At 77.1% G+C, this 16,424-nt stretch carries 13 protein-coding genes; 4 read left to right on the top strand and 9 right to left on the bottom strand.

The window, feature by feature from the left end; translation table 11 throughout:
- Positions 1 to 81: 81 nt before the first annotated feature.
- The 3 genes from HDA31_RS03750 (at position 82) to rocD (ending at position 3,034) form a co-directional block, all read left to right on the top strand.
- Positions 82 to 735, top strand: a complete 654-nt coding sequence (locus tag HDA31_RS03750) for an NAD(P)-dependent oxidoreductase (protein WP_074472728.1) — start codon at positions 82 to 84, stop codon at positions 733 to 735.
- A gap of 269 nt (positions 736 to 1,004) precedes the next feature.
- Positions 1,005 to 1,820: a dimethylargininase gene (gene ddaH, locus HDA31_RS03745; RefSeq protein WP_178066281.1), complete on the top strand. Its 816-nt coding sequence runs from the start codon at positions 1,005 to 1,007 to the stop codon at positions 1,818 to 1,820.
- Positions 1,820 to 3,034, top strand: coding sequence for an ornithine--oxo-acid transaminase (gene rocD, locus HDA31_RS03740; protein ID WP_178067797.1), 1,215 nt, complete (start codon positions 1,820 to 1,822; stop codon positions 3,032 to 3,034). The genes ddaH and rocD overlap by 1 nt, the downstream gene beginning before the upstream one ends.
- A gap of 58 nt (positions 3,035 to 3,092) precedes the next feature.
- On the opposite strand, the gene HDA31_RS03735 is transcribed toward rocD, so the two are convergent.
- The 7 genes from HDA31_RS03735 to HDA31_RS03705 all read right to left on the bottom strand — a co-directional run bounded on the left by HDA31_RS03735 (position 3,093) and on the right by HDA31_RS03705 (position 11,718).
- On the bottom strand, positions 3,093 to 4,241 hold the full coding sequence (locus tag HDA31_RS03735; protein ID WP_178066282.1) for an FHA domain-containing protein: 1,149 nt from the start codon (positions 4,239 to 4,241) through the stop codon (positions 3,093 to 3,095).
- Positions 4,238 to 4,531 carry a 4a-hydroxytetrahydrobiopterin dehydratase gene (locus tag HDA31_RS03730; RefSeq protein WP_074472724.1) on the bottom strand — a complete coding sequence of 98 codons (294 nt, stop codon included), beginning with the start codon at positions 4,529 to 4,531 and terminating at the stop codon, positions 4,238 to 4,240. The genes HDA31_RS03735 and HDA31_RS03730 overlap by 4 nt, the downstream gene beginning before the upstream one ends.
- Positions 4,532 to 4,565: 34 nt before the next feature.
- Positions 4,566 to 5,612, bottom strand: a complete 1,047-nt coding sequence (locus tag HDA31_RS03725) for a fatty acid desaturase family protein (RefSeq protein WP_178066283.1) — start codon at positions 5,610 to 5,612, stop codon at positions 4,566 to 4,568.
- A 150-nt stretch (positions 5,613 to 5,762) separates the two neighbouring features.
- Complete coding sequence (locus HDA31_RS32865; protein WP_184871933.1) at positions 5,763 to 9,482, bottom strand: SCO7613 C-terminal domain-containing membrane protein; 3,720 nt, start codon at positions 9,480 to 9,482, stop codon at positions 5,763 to 5,765.
- A 47-nt stretch (positions 9,483 to 9,529) separates the two neighbouring features.
- Positions 9,530 to 9,850, bottom strand: a complete 321-nt coding sequence (gene cutA, locus HDA31_RS03715) for a divalent-cation tolerance protein CutA (protein WP_074472721.1) — start codon at positions 9,848 to 9,850, stop codon at positions 9,530 to 9,532.
- A gap of 9 nt (positions 9,851 to 9,859) precedes the next feature.
- Entirely contained in the window at positions 9,860 to 10,885 is a 1,026-nt protein-coding gene (locus HDA31_RS03710) for a 1-acyl-sn-glycerol-3-phosphate acyltransferase (protein ID WP_178066285.1), read from the bottom strand.
- Positions 10,885 to 11,718, bottom strand: a complete 834-nt coding sequence (locus HDA31_RS03705) for a patatin-like phospholipase family protein (RefSeq protein WP_178066286.1) — start codon at positions 11,716 to 11,718, stop codon at positions 10,885 to 10,887. Before HDA31_RS03705 ends, HDA31_RS03710 begins: the two co-directional genes overlap by 1 nt.
- A 153-nt stretch (positions 11,719 to 11,871) precedes the next feature.
- On the opposite strand from HDA31_RS03705, the gene HDA31_RS03700 reads away from it, so the two are divergent.
- Complete coding sequence (locus HDA31_RS03700) at positions 11,872 to 13,434, top strand: serine/threonine-protein kinase (RefSeq protein ID WP_074472719.1); 1,563 nt, start codon at positions 11,872 to 11,874, stop codon at positions 13,432 to 13,434.
- A gap of 22 nt (positions 13,435 to 13,456) precedes the next feature.
- On the opposite strand, the gene HDA31_RS03695 is transcribed toward HDA31_RS03700, so the two are convergent.
- Both HDA31_RS03695 and HDA31_RS03690 read right to left on the bottom strand, forming a co-directional pair.
- Positions 13,457 to 14,515, bottom strand: a complete 1,059-nt coding sequence (locus HDA31_RS03695) for a glycosyltransferase family 4 protein (protein WP_083302446.1) — start codon at positions 14,513 to 14,515, stop codon at positions 13,457 to 13,459.
- A 307-nt stretch (positions 14,516 to 14,822) separates the two neighbouring features.
- On the bottom strand, positions 14,823 to 16,370 hold the full coding sequence (locus tag HDA31_RS03690; RefSeq protein ID WP_178066287.1) for a S1C family serine protease: 1,548 nt from the start codon (positions 16,368 to 16,370) through the stop codon (positions 14,823 to 14,825).
- Positions 16,371 to 16,424 lie beyond the last annotated feature (54 nt).

The following is a 16,424-nucleotide window of genomic DNA, read 5'->3' as shown; positions in this document are numbered from 1 at the left end:
GGTATCCGGGCGGTAACCGGCCCCCCGGCTAGCGTCGCCGCGGGGTCGCCGAGGGGGCGACCGGAGCGAGGGGGTACGTCGATGAGTGGGATCGTCGTCTTCGGGGCCGGCGGCCGGGCCGGCCGGGCCGTGCTGGCCGAGGCGCGGGCGCGCGGCCACGAGGTGACCGCCGTGGTGCGGGATCCGGCCCGCCACCCCGCCCTGGCGGCCGAGCCGGGCGTCCGGGTCGCCACCGGCGACGTCACCGACGCGGGACAGGTCGCCGAGCTGGCGGCCGGGCACGACGCGGCGGTGCACGCCGCCGTCGACCTCGGCGTGCCGGCCGACGTCTTCTTCCCCGCCGCCGCCCGCGCGCTCGCGGCCGGGCTGGGGCGGGCCGGGGTGGGCCGGCTGGTGGTCGTCGGGCTGGCCGCCGTCCTGCCCACCGCGGCCGGGACCCCGCTGCTGGACACCCCGGGCTTCCCGCCGGAGTTCCGCTCGTTCTGCCTGGGGCACGGCGCCGGCACGGACGAGTTGCGCCGGGCCGGGGACGCGCCGGACTGGCTGGTGCTCAGCCCGGCCGGCGACTTCGACCACACCGGCCAGCCCGCCGGGGGCTACCGGTTCGCCACGGCGGACGGCGCGAGCCGGATCACCTACCCCGATCTCGCCCTCGCCCTGCTCGACGAGATCGAGGCGCCCCGTCACCACCGCCTGCACCTGGGCGTGGAGGGCACGACCCCACCCGCCCCGTGACCCTCCTCACCCGCCCGCCCCGCCCCCTGGGCTCCCGCTCCCACCCGCCGAGCCGGGCGGGGCGAGGGCGGGACGGCAGCGAGGGCGGGGCGGGTGAGCGTGGGCGCAACGGATCGCCGCTGCCAGCCTTCGAGACGCAACGAATCGTCGGGTGACGCAACTTCCGGCGGTGGATGTCGTCGCTGCCCCCGCATACCGTTGGGCAACGGCGCCAGCCCGTGGGCCGACGGTGGCCGGGCGCGCCCGACCCTGGGAGCAGGACAGTGACGATGGACGCCACCAGCCAGCGCTTTCTGATGTGCCGGCCGACGTACTTCGCCGTCGACTACGCGATCAACCCCTGGATGGACCCCACCGCACCCGTCGACGCCGAGCGGGCCGTCCGGCAGTGGGAGCGGCTGCGGCAGGTCTACCGCGAGCTGGGCCACACCGTCGAGGAGATCGTGCCCGTGCCCGGCCTGCCCGACATGGTCTTCGCCGCCAACGGCGGCACCGTGATCGACGGCAAGGCGATGTCCGTGCAGTTCCGCGACCCGCAGCGCGCCGACGAGGCCCCCGCCTACCGGGCCTGGTTCGCCGCCGCCGGCTTCGAGCTGCACGACCCGAAGCACGTCAACGAGGGCGAGGGCGACGTCCTGCTCGCCGGGGACGTGCTGCTCGCCGGCACCGGGTTCCGCACGGCGCACGCCTCACACGCCCAGCTCCAGGAGGTCTTCGGCTACCCGGTGGTCACCCTGCAACTGGTCGACCCCCGCTTCTACCACCTGGACACCGCGCTCACCGTGCTCGACGAGCGCACCGTGGCGTACCTGCCGGAGGCGTTCTCGCCCGGCAGCCGGGCCGCGCTGCGCCGCCTCTTCCCGGACGCCGTCCACGCCACCGCCGCCGACGCCGAGGTGCTCGGCCTCAACGCCGTCAGCGACGGCCGGCACGTGGTGCTGCCGGAGCAGGCCACCGACCTGGCCGCGCGGCTGCGCGACCGGGGCTACGAGACCATCGGAGTCGACCTGTCCGAGCTGCGCAAGGCCGGCGGCGGACCGAAGTGCTGCACGTTGCGACTCCGTCAGGGAAAGGCGAGCAAGTGATCGTGGAAGACATGCTGCGGACGCCGGGGGCGGTCCGGGACGCCGAGCGCCACACCGCGCACAACTACCACCCGCTGCCGGTGGTGATCAGCTCCGCGGAGGGCGCCTGGCTCACCGACGTCGACGGGCGGCGCTACCTGGACTGCCTCGCCGGATACTCGGCGCTCAACTTCGGCCACCGGCACCCCCGGCTGATCGCCGCCGCGCACGCCCAGCTCGACCGGCTGACCCTCACCAGCCGGGCGTTCGTCCACGACCAGTTCGCCGACTTCTGCCGGGAGCTGGCCGAGCTGTGCGGCAAGGACCTGGTCCTGCCGATGAACACCGGCGCGGAGGCCGTCGAGACCGGGATCAAGGTGGCCCGCAAGTGGGGCTACCGGGTCAAGGGCGTCCCGGCCGGGCGGGCGAACATCGTGGTGGCCGAGGGCAACTTCCACGGGCGCACGACCACCATCGTGAGCTTCTCCACGGATGAGGACGCGCGGGCCGACTTCGGGCCGTACACGCCGGGCTTCACCGTGGTCCCCTACGGCGACCTGGCGGCGCTGGAGGCGGCGATCGACGACGACACCGTGGCCGTGCTGCTGGAGCCGATCCAGGGCGAGCAGGGCGTCGTGGTGCCGCCGGCCGGCTACCTGCCGGGCGTACGGCGGGTCTGCACCGAGCGGAACGTGCTGTTCCTCGCCGACGAGATCCAGTCCGGCCTGGGCCGCACCGGGGCGACGTTCGCCTGCGACCACGAGGACGTGGTGCCCGACATGTACCTGCTCGGCAAGGCGCTGGGCGGCGGCATCGTGCCCGTCTCCGCGGTCGCCGCGAACGCCGACGTGCTCGGGGTGCTCCAGCCCGGCCAGCACGGCTCGACGTTCGGCGGCAACCCGCTGGCCTGCGCGGTGGCCACCCAGGTCGTCCGGCTGCTGGCCACCGGCGAGTTCCAGCGCCGCTCGGCGGAGCTGGGCGAGCGGCTGCACGCCGGGCTGCACGGCCTCGTCGGCCGGGGCCTCGTCGCCGTGCGCGGCCGGGGGCTCTGGGCCGGCCTCGACATCGACCCGGCGCTGATGACCGGCCGGCAGGCGTGCGAGCGGCTGATGGCCCGCGGCGTGCTGGCCAAGGACACCCACGGCTCCACGATCCGGCTCGCCCCGCCGCTGGTCATCACCGCCGAGGAGATCGACCACGCGGTCGCCCAGCTCGCCGCCGTGCTGACCGACTGACCGTACGACGTCGCGGGGGCGCCGGGCCACGGCCCCACGCCCCCGCGACGCGCCCGGCTCACGGCCGGGGCAGGCGCATCGCCATGGTCGGGGCCTCGGCCATCACCGAGGTCGGGGTGAACGGCGCGCCCGAGGGCAGCTCGTCGGCGCGACCGACCTGCACCCCCGGATAGAGCTCGACCATGTCGCCGGCGGACAGCACCCGCGACTGCTGCGGCTTGAGCGCGATCCGGTCCGCCTCCGCCATCGAGCCGCCGGGGCGCACCCCCGACCCGTTGGTGCTCACGTCGGTCACGATCACCTCGCCGACGCGGAGCTCGAAGCGGACGTGGCCGCGGCTGATCCAGCGCCGCGCCTCGTCGTTGAGCCACTGGCCGAGCACGATCCCGCCCTGCTCCTCCGGCGCGCGCCCGACCAGCACCGGCTGCTCCTCGGTGAGCACGAACCGGCGGCGGATCAGCCCGCCGATGCGTACGGCCAGCACCTCCGTGCGGGGCCGGGGCCCGGCGTCGCGGAGCCGCGCGCCGTGCCGGGGGCAGGTCGGCACGCCGCCGCGCAGGGCGGGCGGCGGCTGCCCTGCCGGGGCCCGCTCGACCCGGGCCAGGTCGGCGAACGCGCCGCCGCCCCCGCCGCCGAACAGCGCGCAGCCCGGCTCCGGGCAGCGCCACTGCCGGGCGAGCAGCTTCTCCCCCGTCGCCGAGCGGGTGCCGGCGACCGGCACGTTGCCGCCGCCGACGTGGGCGATGAACACCGGCCCGCCCGCGCCGGGCACCGGGGCGAGCACCCGGCCGGGCTGCTCGACGGTCCACGGGAACCGGCCGCGCAGGCCGTCGAAGCGGGCCCGGCTGAGCACCGGCAGCCCCAGCAGGTCGGCGACCTCCAGCATCCGGTCGCCCGGGTGGTCGAGCACCTCCACCAGGCCGTCGTCGGCCCAACGGCGCACCACCATCCGCTCGTTGGAGGTGAGGTCGGGGTCGGAGAGCAGGGCGCGGTGCACGATCGCGTACACCGGGACGCTGTCCTCCTCCAGGTCGCGGGCGAGCGCGTCGATCACCATGCCGAGCCGGAGCAGGTTCGCCGGACGGCCGCCGTCGAGGTCCTGGTAACGGATCACCTCGGCCAGGTCGAGGACGGCCCGCGCCAGCGACGGGTCGGTGCAGACCCGCCCCTCGATGGCGTCGAGCACCTTGCTGATCTCGAATCTCATCGGGCACTCCGGACGATGTCGTCGATGCGCCGCGCCAGCTCCAGGTCCCGGTGGGTCACCCCGCCGGCCGAGTGGGTGACGCAGCGGAAGGTGAGGGTCCGCCACCGGATGTCGATGTCGGGATGATGGTCGAGCTCCTCGGCCACCTCGGCGACCCGGTCGACCACCGCGACGGCCGCCGGGAAGCTCGCCAGCTCGACGGTGCGACCGATCCCGGTGGGATCCCCCGTCCAGCCGGCCAGCCCGCCCAGCCCGTCTCGCACCGCCTCCGCGGTGAGCACGTCTGCCATGGTCAGACCCTACCGCCAGGGCCGACCGGGCGGCTCAACCCCGCAGCGGGCGGCCCACCTCGTGCAGGTGGGCCAGCGCCTGCCGGTACGACTCGACCAGTCCGGTCTCGACGTACGGCACCCCGTGCTCGGCGCAGTACGCCCGCACGATCGGCCGGGCCCGGCGCAGGTTGCCCCGGGGCATGTTGGGGAAGAGGTGGTGCTCGATCTGATAGTTGAGCCCGCCCAGCGCGACGTCGACGAACCAGCCGCTCCGCACGTTGCGCGAGGTGAGCACCTGCTTGCGCAGGAAGTCCAGCTCCTCGCCGGCCCTCGGCATCGGCATGCCCTTGTGGTTCGGGGCGAACGCGCACCCCATGTAGAGCCCCCACAGCCCCTGGTGCACGGCGACGAACGCCAGCGCCTTCCCCGGCGGCAGCACCGCGAACAGCAGGCCGAGATAGCCGGCCGCGTGCAGTGCGAGCAGCAGCCCCTCGACGGCCCGGTGCCGCACCGGGGTGGCGTACCGGCCGTCGGGGGCGCGGCCGAGCAGCGCCCGCACGCTCGCCACGTGCAGGGCCAACCCCTCCAACAGCAGCATCGGGAAGAACAGCCACGCCTGCCGCCGGGCCAGCCGCCGGCCGATCCCCCGGGTCGCGGCGGCCTGCTCGTACGACCAGACCAGCGCCCCGGCCCCGACGTCCGGGTCCTCGTCGTGGTGGTTGGGGTTGGCGTGGTGCCGGTTGTGCTTGTCGACCCACCAGCCGTAGCTGAGGCCGACCGCGAGGTTGCCGGCGAGCAGCCCGGCCACCTCGCTCGGGCCCCGGCGGCGGAACATCTGCCGGTGGCCGGCGTCGTGCCCGAGGAACGCCACCTGGGTGGTCGCCACGGCCAGGGCGGCCGCCACCAGCAGTTGCCACCAGGAGTCGCCGACCAGCGGCACCACCGCCCAGCCGGCGACGAAGGCCGCCAGCGTCAGGGCGATCCGGGCGGCGTACCCGGCGGGCCGGCGGTCGAGCAGGCCCGCCTCGTTGATCCGTCTGGACAGTCGTGCATAGTCGCTGCCCCGTCGGGCCGGCGGGTCCGCTGTCGCTGCAAGCATGATCTGAGCTCCCCGCATCTCGACACCCGGGCTGCGCCGGACGGCGGGCCCTGATGTCGAGTCTCGCGGCAACAGTAGCTCTGGGTAATCCGGGCAGCACCCGTATCCGGGGTGGGGTGCTCCCCACCCTCGCCCCGCCAGCCCCGTCCGTCAGCTCATCCGCCCCACCGCCGCCCGGAACCGGGCCAGGTCGCGGCGACGCCGCTCGTAGGTCGCGGCCAGGCCGATCAGCGCCAGCCCGCCGGCCGCCAGGAAGATCCACCGGGGCAGCAGGTCCCAGCCGCGGGCCAGCTCGTGCAGCGCGAGCAGGACGAGGGTGACCCCGCCGAGCAGCACCGGGGCCTGCCAGCGGCGGGCCGCGCCGGCCAGCACCACGGCCAGCGCGCCGGCCCCGAGCAGCAGCCGCCGCCAGGGCTGCGGGTCGGGCGCGAACAGCACCGACACCCCGCTGGGCAGCAGCGCGGCGACCAGCCCCGGGCCGAGCGCGAGCCAGCTGTTCAGGCCCGGCCGGGTGCGCAGCGCCACCGCGCCCGCCGCCAGGGCCAGGCCCGCCGCCGGCAGGGTGTACGCCTCCAGCAGCACCACCCCGCCCGCGACCAGCAGCAGCCAGGCGCCGAGCAGTTCGCTGCCCCCGGCGACGCCCGCGAACGCCCAGCGCCAGCCGACCGGCTCGCCCCGGCGCAGCAGCCGCAGCCCCACGGCGGCCCCCCAGAGCACGCAGGCCGCGGCGGCGTAGCGGGGCGACCCGACGGCGAGCAGCACCGCCAGCAGGGCGACGGCCTGGGCGGCCACGTCGAGCACCCGGCCCCGCAGCCGGTCGGCGGCCGGCAGGGCGGCGGCGGCCAGGACCAGCACCGCCACCGCCAGGACGGCGAAGGAGGCCCCGCGCAGCGGCAGGCCCGCCGCCCGCGCGGCGGTGACCGCGAACCCGGTCGCCGAACCGACCGCCACCAGGGCACCGGCCAGCCGGGCCACGCCCGTGCGGCCCGCGACGGCGGCCACCACGGCGGCGACCACCAGCGTCCCGAGGCCGGTGAGCGTGCCGGCCCGGGTGGCGAGCAGCCCGACCAGCCCGGCCACCGTGGCCACCAGCCCCACCGGCACGGTGACCGCGACGAGCAGCGGCCGGGGCCGGGCCAGCGCGGCAGCCAGCAGGGCGGCCACCCCGATCCCCAGCAGGACCGCCGGCACCACCGGCCACGGCGCACCGGCGGCGGCGTGCAGCACCGGCGTCGCCGCCGCGGCGAACGGCAGCGCGAACAGTGCCGCGTCGCCCGGCCCCGCCGCCCGGGGCGGCGGCCCGCCGGCCGGATCGACCGTCGCCCGGCCGGGCGCGCGGCCCGCCAGCGCGGCGGCCAGGGTCAGCACGAGCAGGGCCACGCCGGCCGGGGTGGCCCCCGGAACCGGGCCGCCGGTGGGCGCGCCGGACCACGGCGCGGCCACCTCGCCGTACGGGGCGACGAGCACCCGCGCGAGCACCCCGGCGGAGGCGGACAGCGCCACCGCGAGCAGCCCGAGGCCGCTGACCAGCGGCGCTCCCGCCGGCCGGGTGCCCGGCCCGGCGAGCACGTTCAGCAGGACCGCCACGGCGGCGTAGAGCGCCACCGGCTCGTCGACCCGGGCGACCAGGGGGGCCAGCGCCACCAGCGCGGAGCCGACGGCGAAGGCGACGGAGGCGTACCCGGTCAGCTCGGGCCACCGGCGGCGGACGGCGACCAGCGCGACCAGCGGCAGCCCGACGGCGGCGAGGGCGGCCCGCGCCTGCCACCAGGGCGGCACCCCGGCGGCGAAGAGCGCGACGGCGACCGCCGCCGGCACCGCCAGCAGCGCGGCGGCCAGGGCGGCCCCCGCGACGCCCCGCCGGACGCCGCCGGCCCGCCGGCCCACGGCGGCGACGGCCGCCCCGAGCGGCACGACCGCGCCGAGCAGGGCCGCCTCCCCGGCCGGGGAGGCCAGGCCGACCAGGAGCGCGTGCCCGACCAGCGCCGCGCCGGCGACCGCCGCCGCCAGCACGCCCCACCAGGGCCGGGCCCGGGTGATGGCGAACAGCAGCAGCCCCGCGCCGACGACCAGGCCGGCAGCCGGCACCGCCGGCCACGGCACCGGCCCGACGCCCGACACGCCGAGGGTGGCGAACGCGACGGCGGCCACCCCGACCACCGGCCACGCCACCCGGGGCAGCAGCACCGCCAGGGCGAGGGCCGCCGCCGCCACGGCGACCGGGACCTGCCACCCCCAGGGCAGGTGCGGGCCGGCGGCAACGCCCGACCAGGGCGGCAGCACCCGGCCCACCGCGACCGCGCCCAGCACCACGGCGAGCACGGCACCGACCTGCGCCGCCCCGGCCGCGACCACCAGGGCCCCGGCCCTCGGCCCGGCACCGACCCGGCCGGGCAGCGCCCGGACCGCCCCGGCCAGCGCCAGCGCGACGAGCGCCGTGGCCACCGTCAGCAGCCCCGGGCGCAGCTCCGCCACCGGCCGCAGCAGCGCGAGGCCGAGCACCGGGACCAGCGCCCCGGCCGCGGCGGCCCGGAACAACCGGCCACCGGCGACCAGCGCCGCGCCGAGCAGGGCCAGGCTGACCAGGAGCAGGGGCCCGCCGGCCAGCAGCGGCGACCCGGCGGCCCGGCCCACGGCGAGCGGCACCAGCGCGCAGCCGGCCGCGACGAGGAGCGCGCCGCCGTACCCGAGCCAGGCCAGCACCCGGCCGGCGGCGGGGGCCCACCCCCCGGCGGCACCCGCCCCGACCGGCGCTCCCCCGACCGGCGCTGTCGTCGACGCCGCTGCCGGCTGGGCCGGCGACCCCGGCGGAACCGGGGCCGCTGCCGGAGCGCGGGCCGGCGTCGGGGCCGGGGCACGGTCGCGCAGGGCGGCGACCACGACGAGGTTCAGCGCCGCGACGCCGACGAACACCACCGTCCAGCCGGCGGCCGACGGGTGGGCCGGGCCGGCCAGCAGCGGCAGCACCGGCTGCACGGTGCACAGCGCCGCGAACCACGGCACCGTCAGCCGGGTCAGCCGGCCGTAGCCCGCCGCCAGCGCCGCGCTGACCCCCCCGACCAGCGCGGCGTAGCGGGCACCGGGCCAGCCGGCCACCCCGAACAGGTCCACCGACCAGGCGGCGTACCCGTCGAGCACCACCAGCAGCAGCCCCACGGCGGCGAACGTCTCCGCCGTGCCGCGCAGCCCGCGCCGCGCCGCGAGCGGCGGCACGGCCAGGGCGAGCGCGGTGAACGCGAGCAGGATCAGCGCCCGGCCGGCGACGCCCACCGTGGCCCAGGCGACCGCCGTGAAGACCACCGCCGCCGTGCCGAGCAGCAGGCCGCCGAGCACGAAGAGCAGCCCCTGCACCGTGCGGGTGGAGGTCTCCGCCCCGCCGACCTGCACCGGCCGCTGCGGCGGCATCGGGCCGACCGGCACGGCCGGCACCGGGCCGGGCAGCCGCACCGCCGGGCCCGGCGGCCGCACCTGTCCGCCGGACACCGGCGACGCGGGGCCGGGCAGCCGCACCTGCGGCCCGGCCGCCGGCACGGGGGCCGGCGCGACGGGGGGCGGCGCGACGAGGGGCGGCGCGACGAGGGGCGGCGGCACGGCAGCCGGCCCGGCCGGGCGCAGGGCGCCGACCGGGGTCGCCGCGCGGACCCGGGCCGCCAGGTCCGCCCGGCGGGCCTGCGCCGACCGCACCGACCCGACCAGTTCGAGGTACGCCCGCCGGGCCTGCTCCGCCTGCCCGGAGAGCACGACGATCTCCCGGTCGAGCCGGATCACCTCGGCGGCGGTCGGGTCGGGCGCCCGCCCACAGCGCCGGCAGCCGACACTCAGGTCGGCCGGGGCGCCGCACGCCGGGCAGGGGTAGCCACTCGTGTCCACCCGGCCATCATGGTGCCCTGGTCAAGACCCACCCAGAGTGCGCGTACTCAGGGCCGGGTCTGCTCGTGCACCCAGGCCGTGTAGTCGGGGTTGCCGCTGTCCACCCGGGTCACCAGGACCTCCGGAACTTCGTACGGATGGCTGAGGCGGATGTGGTCGACCAGCGCCGGAACCCGGTCCGGGGCGGTCTTGAACAGCACCGACCACTCGGTGGTCGTCTCCACCGCGGACCGCCACCAGTAGGTGCTGTCCACCTGGCCGCCCACCTGCGCGCAGGCGGCCAGCCGACCGGCGACCGCGGCCGCCGCGAGCACGTCCGCGACCGAGCGGCTGTCCACCACGGTCGTCACCACGCTGATCTGCTCCACGAGCGCACCCTACGCGTCGTCGACGTCCCCGTCGTGGTGCGCCGCGATCCATTCGTCGATGCGTGACCACCAGTCGAACAGCCAGTCAACACGCTCCTGGCGGCCGGCGGGGATCTCCTCCGGGGGCACCGACCAGAACCGCATGATGATCCGCTTGTCCATCGGCAGCTCGCGCCACACGTCGGCGACGGTGAGCATCCGGTCGAGGCCGGTGTGCGCCACGAAGATCACCCCGGCGTCGGGGGCGGCGTCCAGCGCGGCGAGCAGCCCGCCCGGCTGCGGGGCGAGCACGTGCCGCATCCGCTCCGCCCGCAGCGCCATCTGCTCCAGGCCGCGCGACCGCAGCCGGGCGATGGCGCGCAGCCGGCGGCGCGGGGTGAAGTTGCCCCCCTCGGGGAAGATCACGAAGGCGTCGTCGTCGTCGAGGCCGGTCGCCAGGTGGCCGATCTGCTCGGTCACCGGCTCACGCCGGCCGGAGGCCGGGGCGAGGAACCGGTTGGGCAGCCGGTTGAGCAGCACGTCGATCGCCGGGTCCCACTGGAGGCTCTCCTTGAGCACGATCCGGGGCTCCCGGTGGAACCAGTTGACCAAAGCGTGGATCAGGATGAACGAGTCGCCCGGCCCGGCGTGCCGGCAGACCACCAGCTCCGGGCGGCCGGGCAGCGCCGTGTCGGGGTCGGTGCCGACCACGTCGATGCGCAGCCGCAGCGTCCACCGGGCCTGCCAGAAGAACACCTGGAGGAAGTGGCCGGCGAGCACGTAGTGCGCCCGCTGGAACGGCGGCGTCCGCTTCCACACCCCGAAGCCGGAGGCCACCCAGAGCACGAACAGGGCCAGCAGCGCCGCCGCGTCCCAGACCAGGTAGACACAGCCGATCCAGAGCAGGCGCAGCGGTCGCAGCCGGCCGGGGACCAGCGGGGACAGCGCCAGGGCGGCGAACGCCCAGACCGGCAGGCTGGTCACCACGGCCACGGCGAGCAGCACCACACCGGGCGCCAGCAGCAACCGGCGGACCCATCGGGGCGGCAGCGGCATCAGCGGTCCAGGTGGGTGGCCAGGTAGCGGCGGGAGGCCGTGTACGCGCGGCTGATCCGCCGCCCCACCGCCGCCATGTCCCGGTACGCCCACGGGCTGTCCTCACGCGGCCCCGGCCCCCCGGTGGGCAGCACGTGCACCCGCACCCCGTCGGGCAGCGCCGCCATCTCCCGGGAGAACCGGTGCCGGCGGGCGATCTCGAACGCCACCTGAGCGATCTCCCAGGGCCGCCGGGGCGGCGTCAGCTCCCGCTCGATGCGGCCCACCTGGAGCACGAAGACCTCCCGCGCCCCGGCCTCGACCGCCGCGCCGATCGGGATGGAGTTGACGATCCCGCCGTCGATGAAGTGCTGCCCGCCGATCTCGGTGGGCGGCAGCAGCCCCGGCACGGAGGCGGAGGCGAGCACCGCCGGCACCAGCGGGCCCGCGTCGAACCAGTGCTCGGCGGCCCGCTCGATGTGCGCCGCGCAGCAGCGGAACGGCACCCGCAGGTCGGCGAAGGTGGTCTCCTCGCCCAGCTCGGCCTCCAGCAGCCGGCGCAGCGGCCGGGGCGAGTGCAGGTGGGTGCGGGCGGCGAAGCGGCGCAGCTGACGGGCGACGGAGTCGCCGTACACCTCGCTGGCCTCGGGGGACGCCCAGAGCCGGACCAGCCGGTCGGTGACCGCCTCGGTCGGATCGGCCGCGACGAGCGCCCCGTTGACCGCCCCGATCGAGGTGCCGAGCACCAGGTCCGGGCGGACGTCGGCGCGGAACAGGGCGCGCAGCATGCCCACCTCGACCGCGCCGAGGACTCCCCCGCCGCCGAGCACGAACGCCACCGGACCGCTGACCATGCCGTTCATCCTGGCACGCGGGGTCACGCCGGCCGTCCGGTGCCCGGGCGCGCCCGTCCACGCGCCGGTCGGGTGAGACCGGACGGGCGTTGACAGGCCGGACACATTCGCGCAACCTGATACCGCCCCGACCTCAGGCAGGTGCGATCCGTCATGGCAACACTGCACGCCGGCAGGCTGCTGGCCCGCAGGTACCGACTCATCGACCAGATCGGCGCGGGTGGCATGTCGGTCATCTGGCGGGCCCGCGACGAGGTTCTCGACCGCACGGTCGCCCTGAAGGTGCTCGCGCCCTCGCTCGCGGCGGACGCCCGGTTCCGCGACATGGTCCGCGAGGAGGCCCGCTCCGCCGCGCAGCTCGTCCACCCGCACGTGACGTCGGTGCACGACTACGGCGAGACGCTCGCCCCGGACGGCAGCATCACCTCGTTCGTGGTGATGGAGCTGCTCGCCGGGGAGGAGCTGGAATACCGGCTGACCGAGGGCCCGCTGCCCTGGCCGGAGGCGGTGGAGATCGGCGCCCAGGTGGCCGAGGCGCTCGCCGCCGCGCACCGGCTCGGCATCGTGCACCGGGACATCACCCCGGCCAACGTGATGATGACCCCGGTCGGCGCGAAGGTCCTCGACTTCGGCATCGCCACCCACGTCGGCGCACCGGACGAGGACGAGGACGGCGGCACCTTCGGCACGCCCGCGTACGTCGCGCCGGAGCGGCTGGACGGGGCCCCGGCGCAGCCGGCCACCGACATCTACTCGCTCGGCGTGCTGCTCTACGAGACCCTGACCGGGCAGGTGCCGTACCCGGCGGACACCTGGGAGCAGCTCGGCGCGGCCCTGGCCGGCGGCGACGAGCCCCCGCCGCTGGAGGTCCCGGGCCTGCCGCCCGAGGTGGTCCGGATCTGCCTGCGCTGCCTGTCCCGGCAGCCACGGGACCGGCCCACCGCGCACCAGGTGGCCCTCGCGCTGCGCGACCAGCTCCTGCCGGCCGACCCGCAGGCCGCCACCATGCTCGCCCCGACGATGACCCTGCCGTCGATCGTCGCCCCGCCCGCCGCGCCGCCGGTCCCGGCCGGTCCGCCCGCCCCGACGTCGGCTCCCCCGGCGCAGGCCGCGCCCCCCGGGGCGGCCCCGGCGGGTGGCACGCCCGGCCCCGCGTCGTCCCCGCAGCCCGCCGGGGCCGGGTCGCAGGGCCGGCCCCGGCGTCGCTGGGCGGTGCCCGTGGTGGCGGCGGGGGCCGCGGTGGCGGCGGCGGGGGCGCTCCTGTGGCCCAGGCCCGACGAGCAGCCCGACCCGATGCCCCGGGCCCTGCCCACCGAGTCGCCCGCCGGGGAGTCGCTGGGGACGGCGCCGACCCGGTCGCCGAGCGCGCCGCCGACCACGACCCGGCCGCCCGCCCGGCCCCGGGCCACCCCCTCGGCCGCGCCGACGACCACGCCGCCCGCCCCGTCCGGCGGCAGCGTGACCGAGGTGGCCAGCGACATCGGGCAGCTCATCGACACGGGGGTGGACGACGGCGGGATCCGCGTCGACGTCGGCACCGACATCCGCAACCTGCTCGGCCACGCCGTCGAGGCCACCGGCCCGAGCGACCTGGCCGCCGCCGTGCAGCGGGCCCGCGACAAGGTCGCCGAGCGGCAGCGCGAGGGCAGCATCACCCCCGCGTACGCCCGCCAGCTCGACACCGCGTTCCAGCGGCTCGGGGCGGCGCGCCTGTGACCCGCCCCGGCCGCCCCGGCGGTCAGCGGGCCGGCACCGGGATCGGCCGGCTCGGCGGGGCGGGCGCGCGCCCGTGCAGGAAGTCGCGGTAGACCGCCTCGTAGCCCTGCGCCATCCGGGCCGTGGAGAAGTTCTCCGCGACGTGCGCCACGCAGTCGGCCGGGTCCAGCCGGTCGACCTGCCGCAGCGCGCCGGGCAGGTCGTCGGGGCGGTCGCAGACCAGCCCGGTGACGCCGGGGCGGACCAGCTCCGGCACGGCGCCCCGGCGCAGCGCCACCACGGGCGTGCCCGTCGCCATCGCCTCCAGGATCACCATCCCGAACGGCTCCTCCCACTGGATCGGCATGATCAGGCAGCGGGCGTCGACGAGCATCCGCAGCGCGGCCGCCCGGTCGGCGTTGAACACCACTGTCACGTCGTCGTCGAGCATCGGCTCCACCACCTGCTCGAAGTAGCGGCGCTCGGCGGGCTCGTTGCACTTGCCGGCGAGCACCAGCGGCAGGCCCGCCGCCCGGCAGGCCCCGATCGCCACGTCCGGGCCCTTGTCGGGGCTGAACCGGGCCAGCCAGAGCACCGGGCCACGCCCCGGCGCGGTCTTGTGCGGCACGTCGGCGACGTCGAGCGCGTTGTGCACGGTGCCGACCCACGGCAGCCCGGGGTTCAGCCGTCGCTGGGTGTGCGAGATGGCGACCAGGCCGACCCCCTGGTCGGTGTCGCTGAGCACGGTGCCGTACTCGCCGACCGGGTTGCCGTGCACGGTGGCCACCGTGGGCACCGCCCGCCGGCCGGCGACCAGCGGGCCGATCGTGGTGTGGTCGTGCACGACGTCGAAGTCGGCAGGCGAGACGAGGTGGCCGACGTGGGCCAGGTGGGCCAGCTCGGGCAGCGCCTCGCCGAGCCGGTCGTACTGGAGGTCGTCGCAGGTGGCGACGTAGCCGGCCCGGGTGCCGTGCCGCCGGCCCGCCCCGAAGACGGTCACCGCGTGCCCCCGCTCGACCAGCGCGTCCACCAGGCCGGCGACGACCTGTTCCAGGCCGCCGTAGCCGGGCGGTGGCACGGTCAGCCACGGCGGGACCACCATGGCGATCCGCAGCGGCCGTTCCTCCGAGCGGTCGAGCGGCAGGTGGTTCACGGCCACGAGTCCTCCCCGGTGGTCCCAGCGCGCGTGGTCTGCGGGCTTTCCCGGCCCCGGTCGGGCCAAACGGAACGGGCCCGGCACGGGCAGGGCCGGACGGCCGGGGGTGAGCGCGGCTCACCCGGTCCGGGTGAACGGCCTGCGCCCGCGACGGCTCCGGCGGGTCGGGAAGGGCGAAGGGCGGCGGGTGACGAAGCCAACCCCCTTGGCTCCGCCACCCACCGCCCTTCGGGAGGAGGTAGGTCTGCTGTCGTTACGACGTTTCGGCGAGCGTCACGGTTGCCGTCGCCGCCGATCCATTTCGCTGGTACTGCACCTCGACCCGGTCGCCGACCTTGCGGGCCTGGACCGCGCCCACCAGGTCGTCGGAGTCGTTGATCACGGTGTCGCCGAACTTGGTGATCACGTCGCCCTGCCGGATGCCGGCCTTCTCGGCGGCGCTGCCGGGGGTGACGGACGCGACCACCGCGCCGCCGTTCTCGGCCGGGCTCACGCTCACCCCGAGCGAGGGGTGGCTGACCTTCTCGCCGCGCTGGAGCTTGCCGGCCACGTCCTTGGCCTTGTTGCTCGGGATGGCGAAGCCGACGCCGATGTTGCCGGTGCTCTGCCCGGAGGTGGCGATGGCGGTGTTGATGCCGATCACCTCGCCCCGCGTGTTGACCAGCGCGCCGCCGGAGTTGCCCGGGTTGATCGGGGCGTCGGTCTGGAGCAGCCCGGCGATCGAGCTGACCCCCTGCCGCGGGTCCTGCTGCTGGCTCTCGCCGGCCTGGATGGTGCGGTCCCGGGCGCTGATGATGCCCGAGGTGACCGAGCCCTGCAGGCCCAGCGGGCTGCCCAGGGCGAGCACCTGGTCGCCGACCTGCATCGCGTCGCTGTCGCCCAACGTGGCGGCCTTCAGCCCGCTGACCCCGCCGGCCTTCACCACGGCCAGGTCGGTCTTCGGGTCGGTGCCGACGATCTCCGCGTCGGCGGTCTTGCCGTCGGCGAAGACCACCTTGACGGTCTTGCCCGAGGCGGAGGCGACCACGTGGTTGTTGGTCAGCACGTAGCCGTCCTCGGAGAGGATGACCCCGGAGCCCTCACCGCTGCCGGTGCTGATCGAGACCACGCTGTCCTGCACGGACGCGGCGATCTTCGGCAGGTCGGCGCTGTTGAGCACCGGCGCGGCCGAGTAGGTGCGGGTGATCCCGCCCGAGTTGCCGTCGACGGCGAGCGCGAGCGCGCCGCCGGCCACGCCGGAGCCGAGCATCAACGCGAACACCGCCACCCCGGCGCCGGCCAGCTTGGCCACCCGGCTCGGCTTCGGGGCCTGCGCCCACGCCGGCACCGGCTGGCCGGGGTGCTGCGGCGGCACCGGGCCGCCCGGGTACGCGGGACCACCGGCGTGCGGGGCGTACCCGGGGGCCGCCGGACCGTGCTGGCCCCCCGCGGCCCAGCCGGAGTGCTGCCCGGCGGAGTGCTGCCCGGCGTGCTGGGGCTGCCAGGGGCTGTTGGGGTACGGCCCGGCCGGCTGCGGCTGCCCCGACACCGGGTACGGCGGCGCGGACGGGGTGGCCGGGCCGCCGTACGGCTGCGGGCCGGAACCCGGGGCGACGGGCCCGGCGGGGGCGTGCTGCCCGGCGGCCGGCGCGGCGGGGCCTGGGTAGGTGGGGTGGGCGGCGGGCGCGGCCGGAGCGGCGGGCTCGACGGCCGGGGAGTCGGACTGCCCGGTCTCGACGCGGGACAGCTCGGCGGTGGGGTGCGACGGCTCGGCGTCGGAGGGCGCCGGTCGCCGCTGCGGGTCGGTCTCGTACTCGGTCATGCATCCACCTTCTCCCATGCCACTGCGACGAGCCTGGAATCCGCCTGGAAGTTC

Source organism: Micromonospora carbonacea (assembly GCF_014205165.1).
GTDB classification, from domain to species: Bacteria; Actinomycetota; Actinomycetes; order Mycobacteriales; family Micromonosporaceae; genus Micromonospora; species Micromonospora carbonacea.
This window is presented reverse-complemented; position numbering and strand designations above follow the sequence as displayed.

What these genes read in the sequence shown, in the direction of transcription:
- HDA31_RS03750 (WP_074472728.1), top strand. Translation starts at nt 82, where the DNA reads ATGAGTGGGATCGTCGTCTTCGGGGCCGGCGGCCGGGCCGGCCGGGCC.
- ddaH (WP_178066281.1), top strand. Translation starts at nt 1,005, where the DNA reads ATGGACGCCACCAGCCAGCGCTTTCTGATGTGCCGGCCGACGTACTTC.
- HDA31_RS03735 (WP_178066282.1), bottom strand. Translation starts at nt 4,241, where the DNA reads ATGAGATTCGAGATCAGCAAGGTGCTCGACGCCATCGAGGGGCGGGTC.
- HDA31_RS03730 (WP_074472724.1), bottom strand. Translation starts at nt 4,531, where the DNA reads ATGGCAGACGTGCTCACCGCGGAGGCGGTGCGAGACGGGCTGGGCGGG.
- HDA31_RS03725 (WP_178066283.1), bottom strand. Translation starts at nt 5,612, where the DNA reads ATGCTTGCAGCGACAGCGGACCCGCCGGCCCGACGGGGCAGCGACTAT.
- HDA31_RS03710 (WP_178066285.1), bottom strand. Translation starts at nt 10,885, where the DNA reads ATGCCGCTGCCGCCCCGATGGGTCCGCCGGTTGCTGCTGGCGCCCGGT.
- HDA31_RS03705 (WP_178066286.1), bottom strand. Translation starts at nt 11,718, where the DNA reads ATGGTCAGCGGTCCGGTGGCGTTCGTGCTCGGCGGCGGGGGAGTCCTC.
- HDA31_RS03700 (WP_074472719.1), top strand. Translation starts at nt 11,872, where the DNA reads ATGGCAACACTGCACGCCGGCAGGCTGCTGGCCCGCAGGTACCGACTC.
- HDA31_RS03695 (WP_083302446.1), bottom strand. Translation starts at nt 14,515, where the DNA reads ATGGTGGTCCCGCCGTGGCTGACCGTGCCACCGCCCGGCTACGGCGGC.
- HDA31_RS03690 (WP_178066287.1), bottom strand. Translation starts at nt 16,370, where the DNA reads ATGACCGAGTACGAGACCGACCCGCAGCGGCGACCGGCGCCCTCCGAC.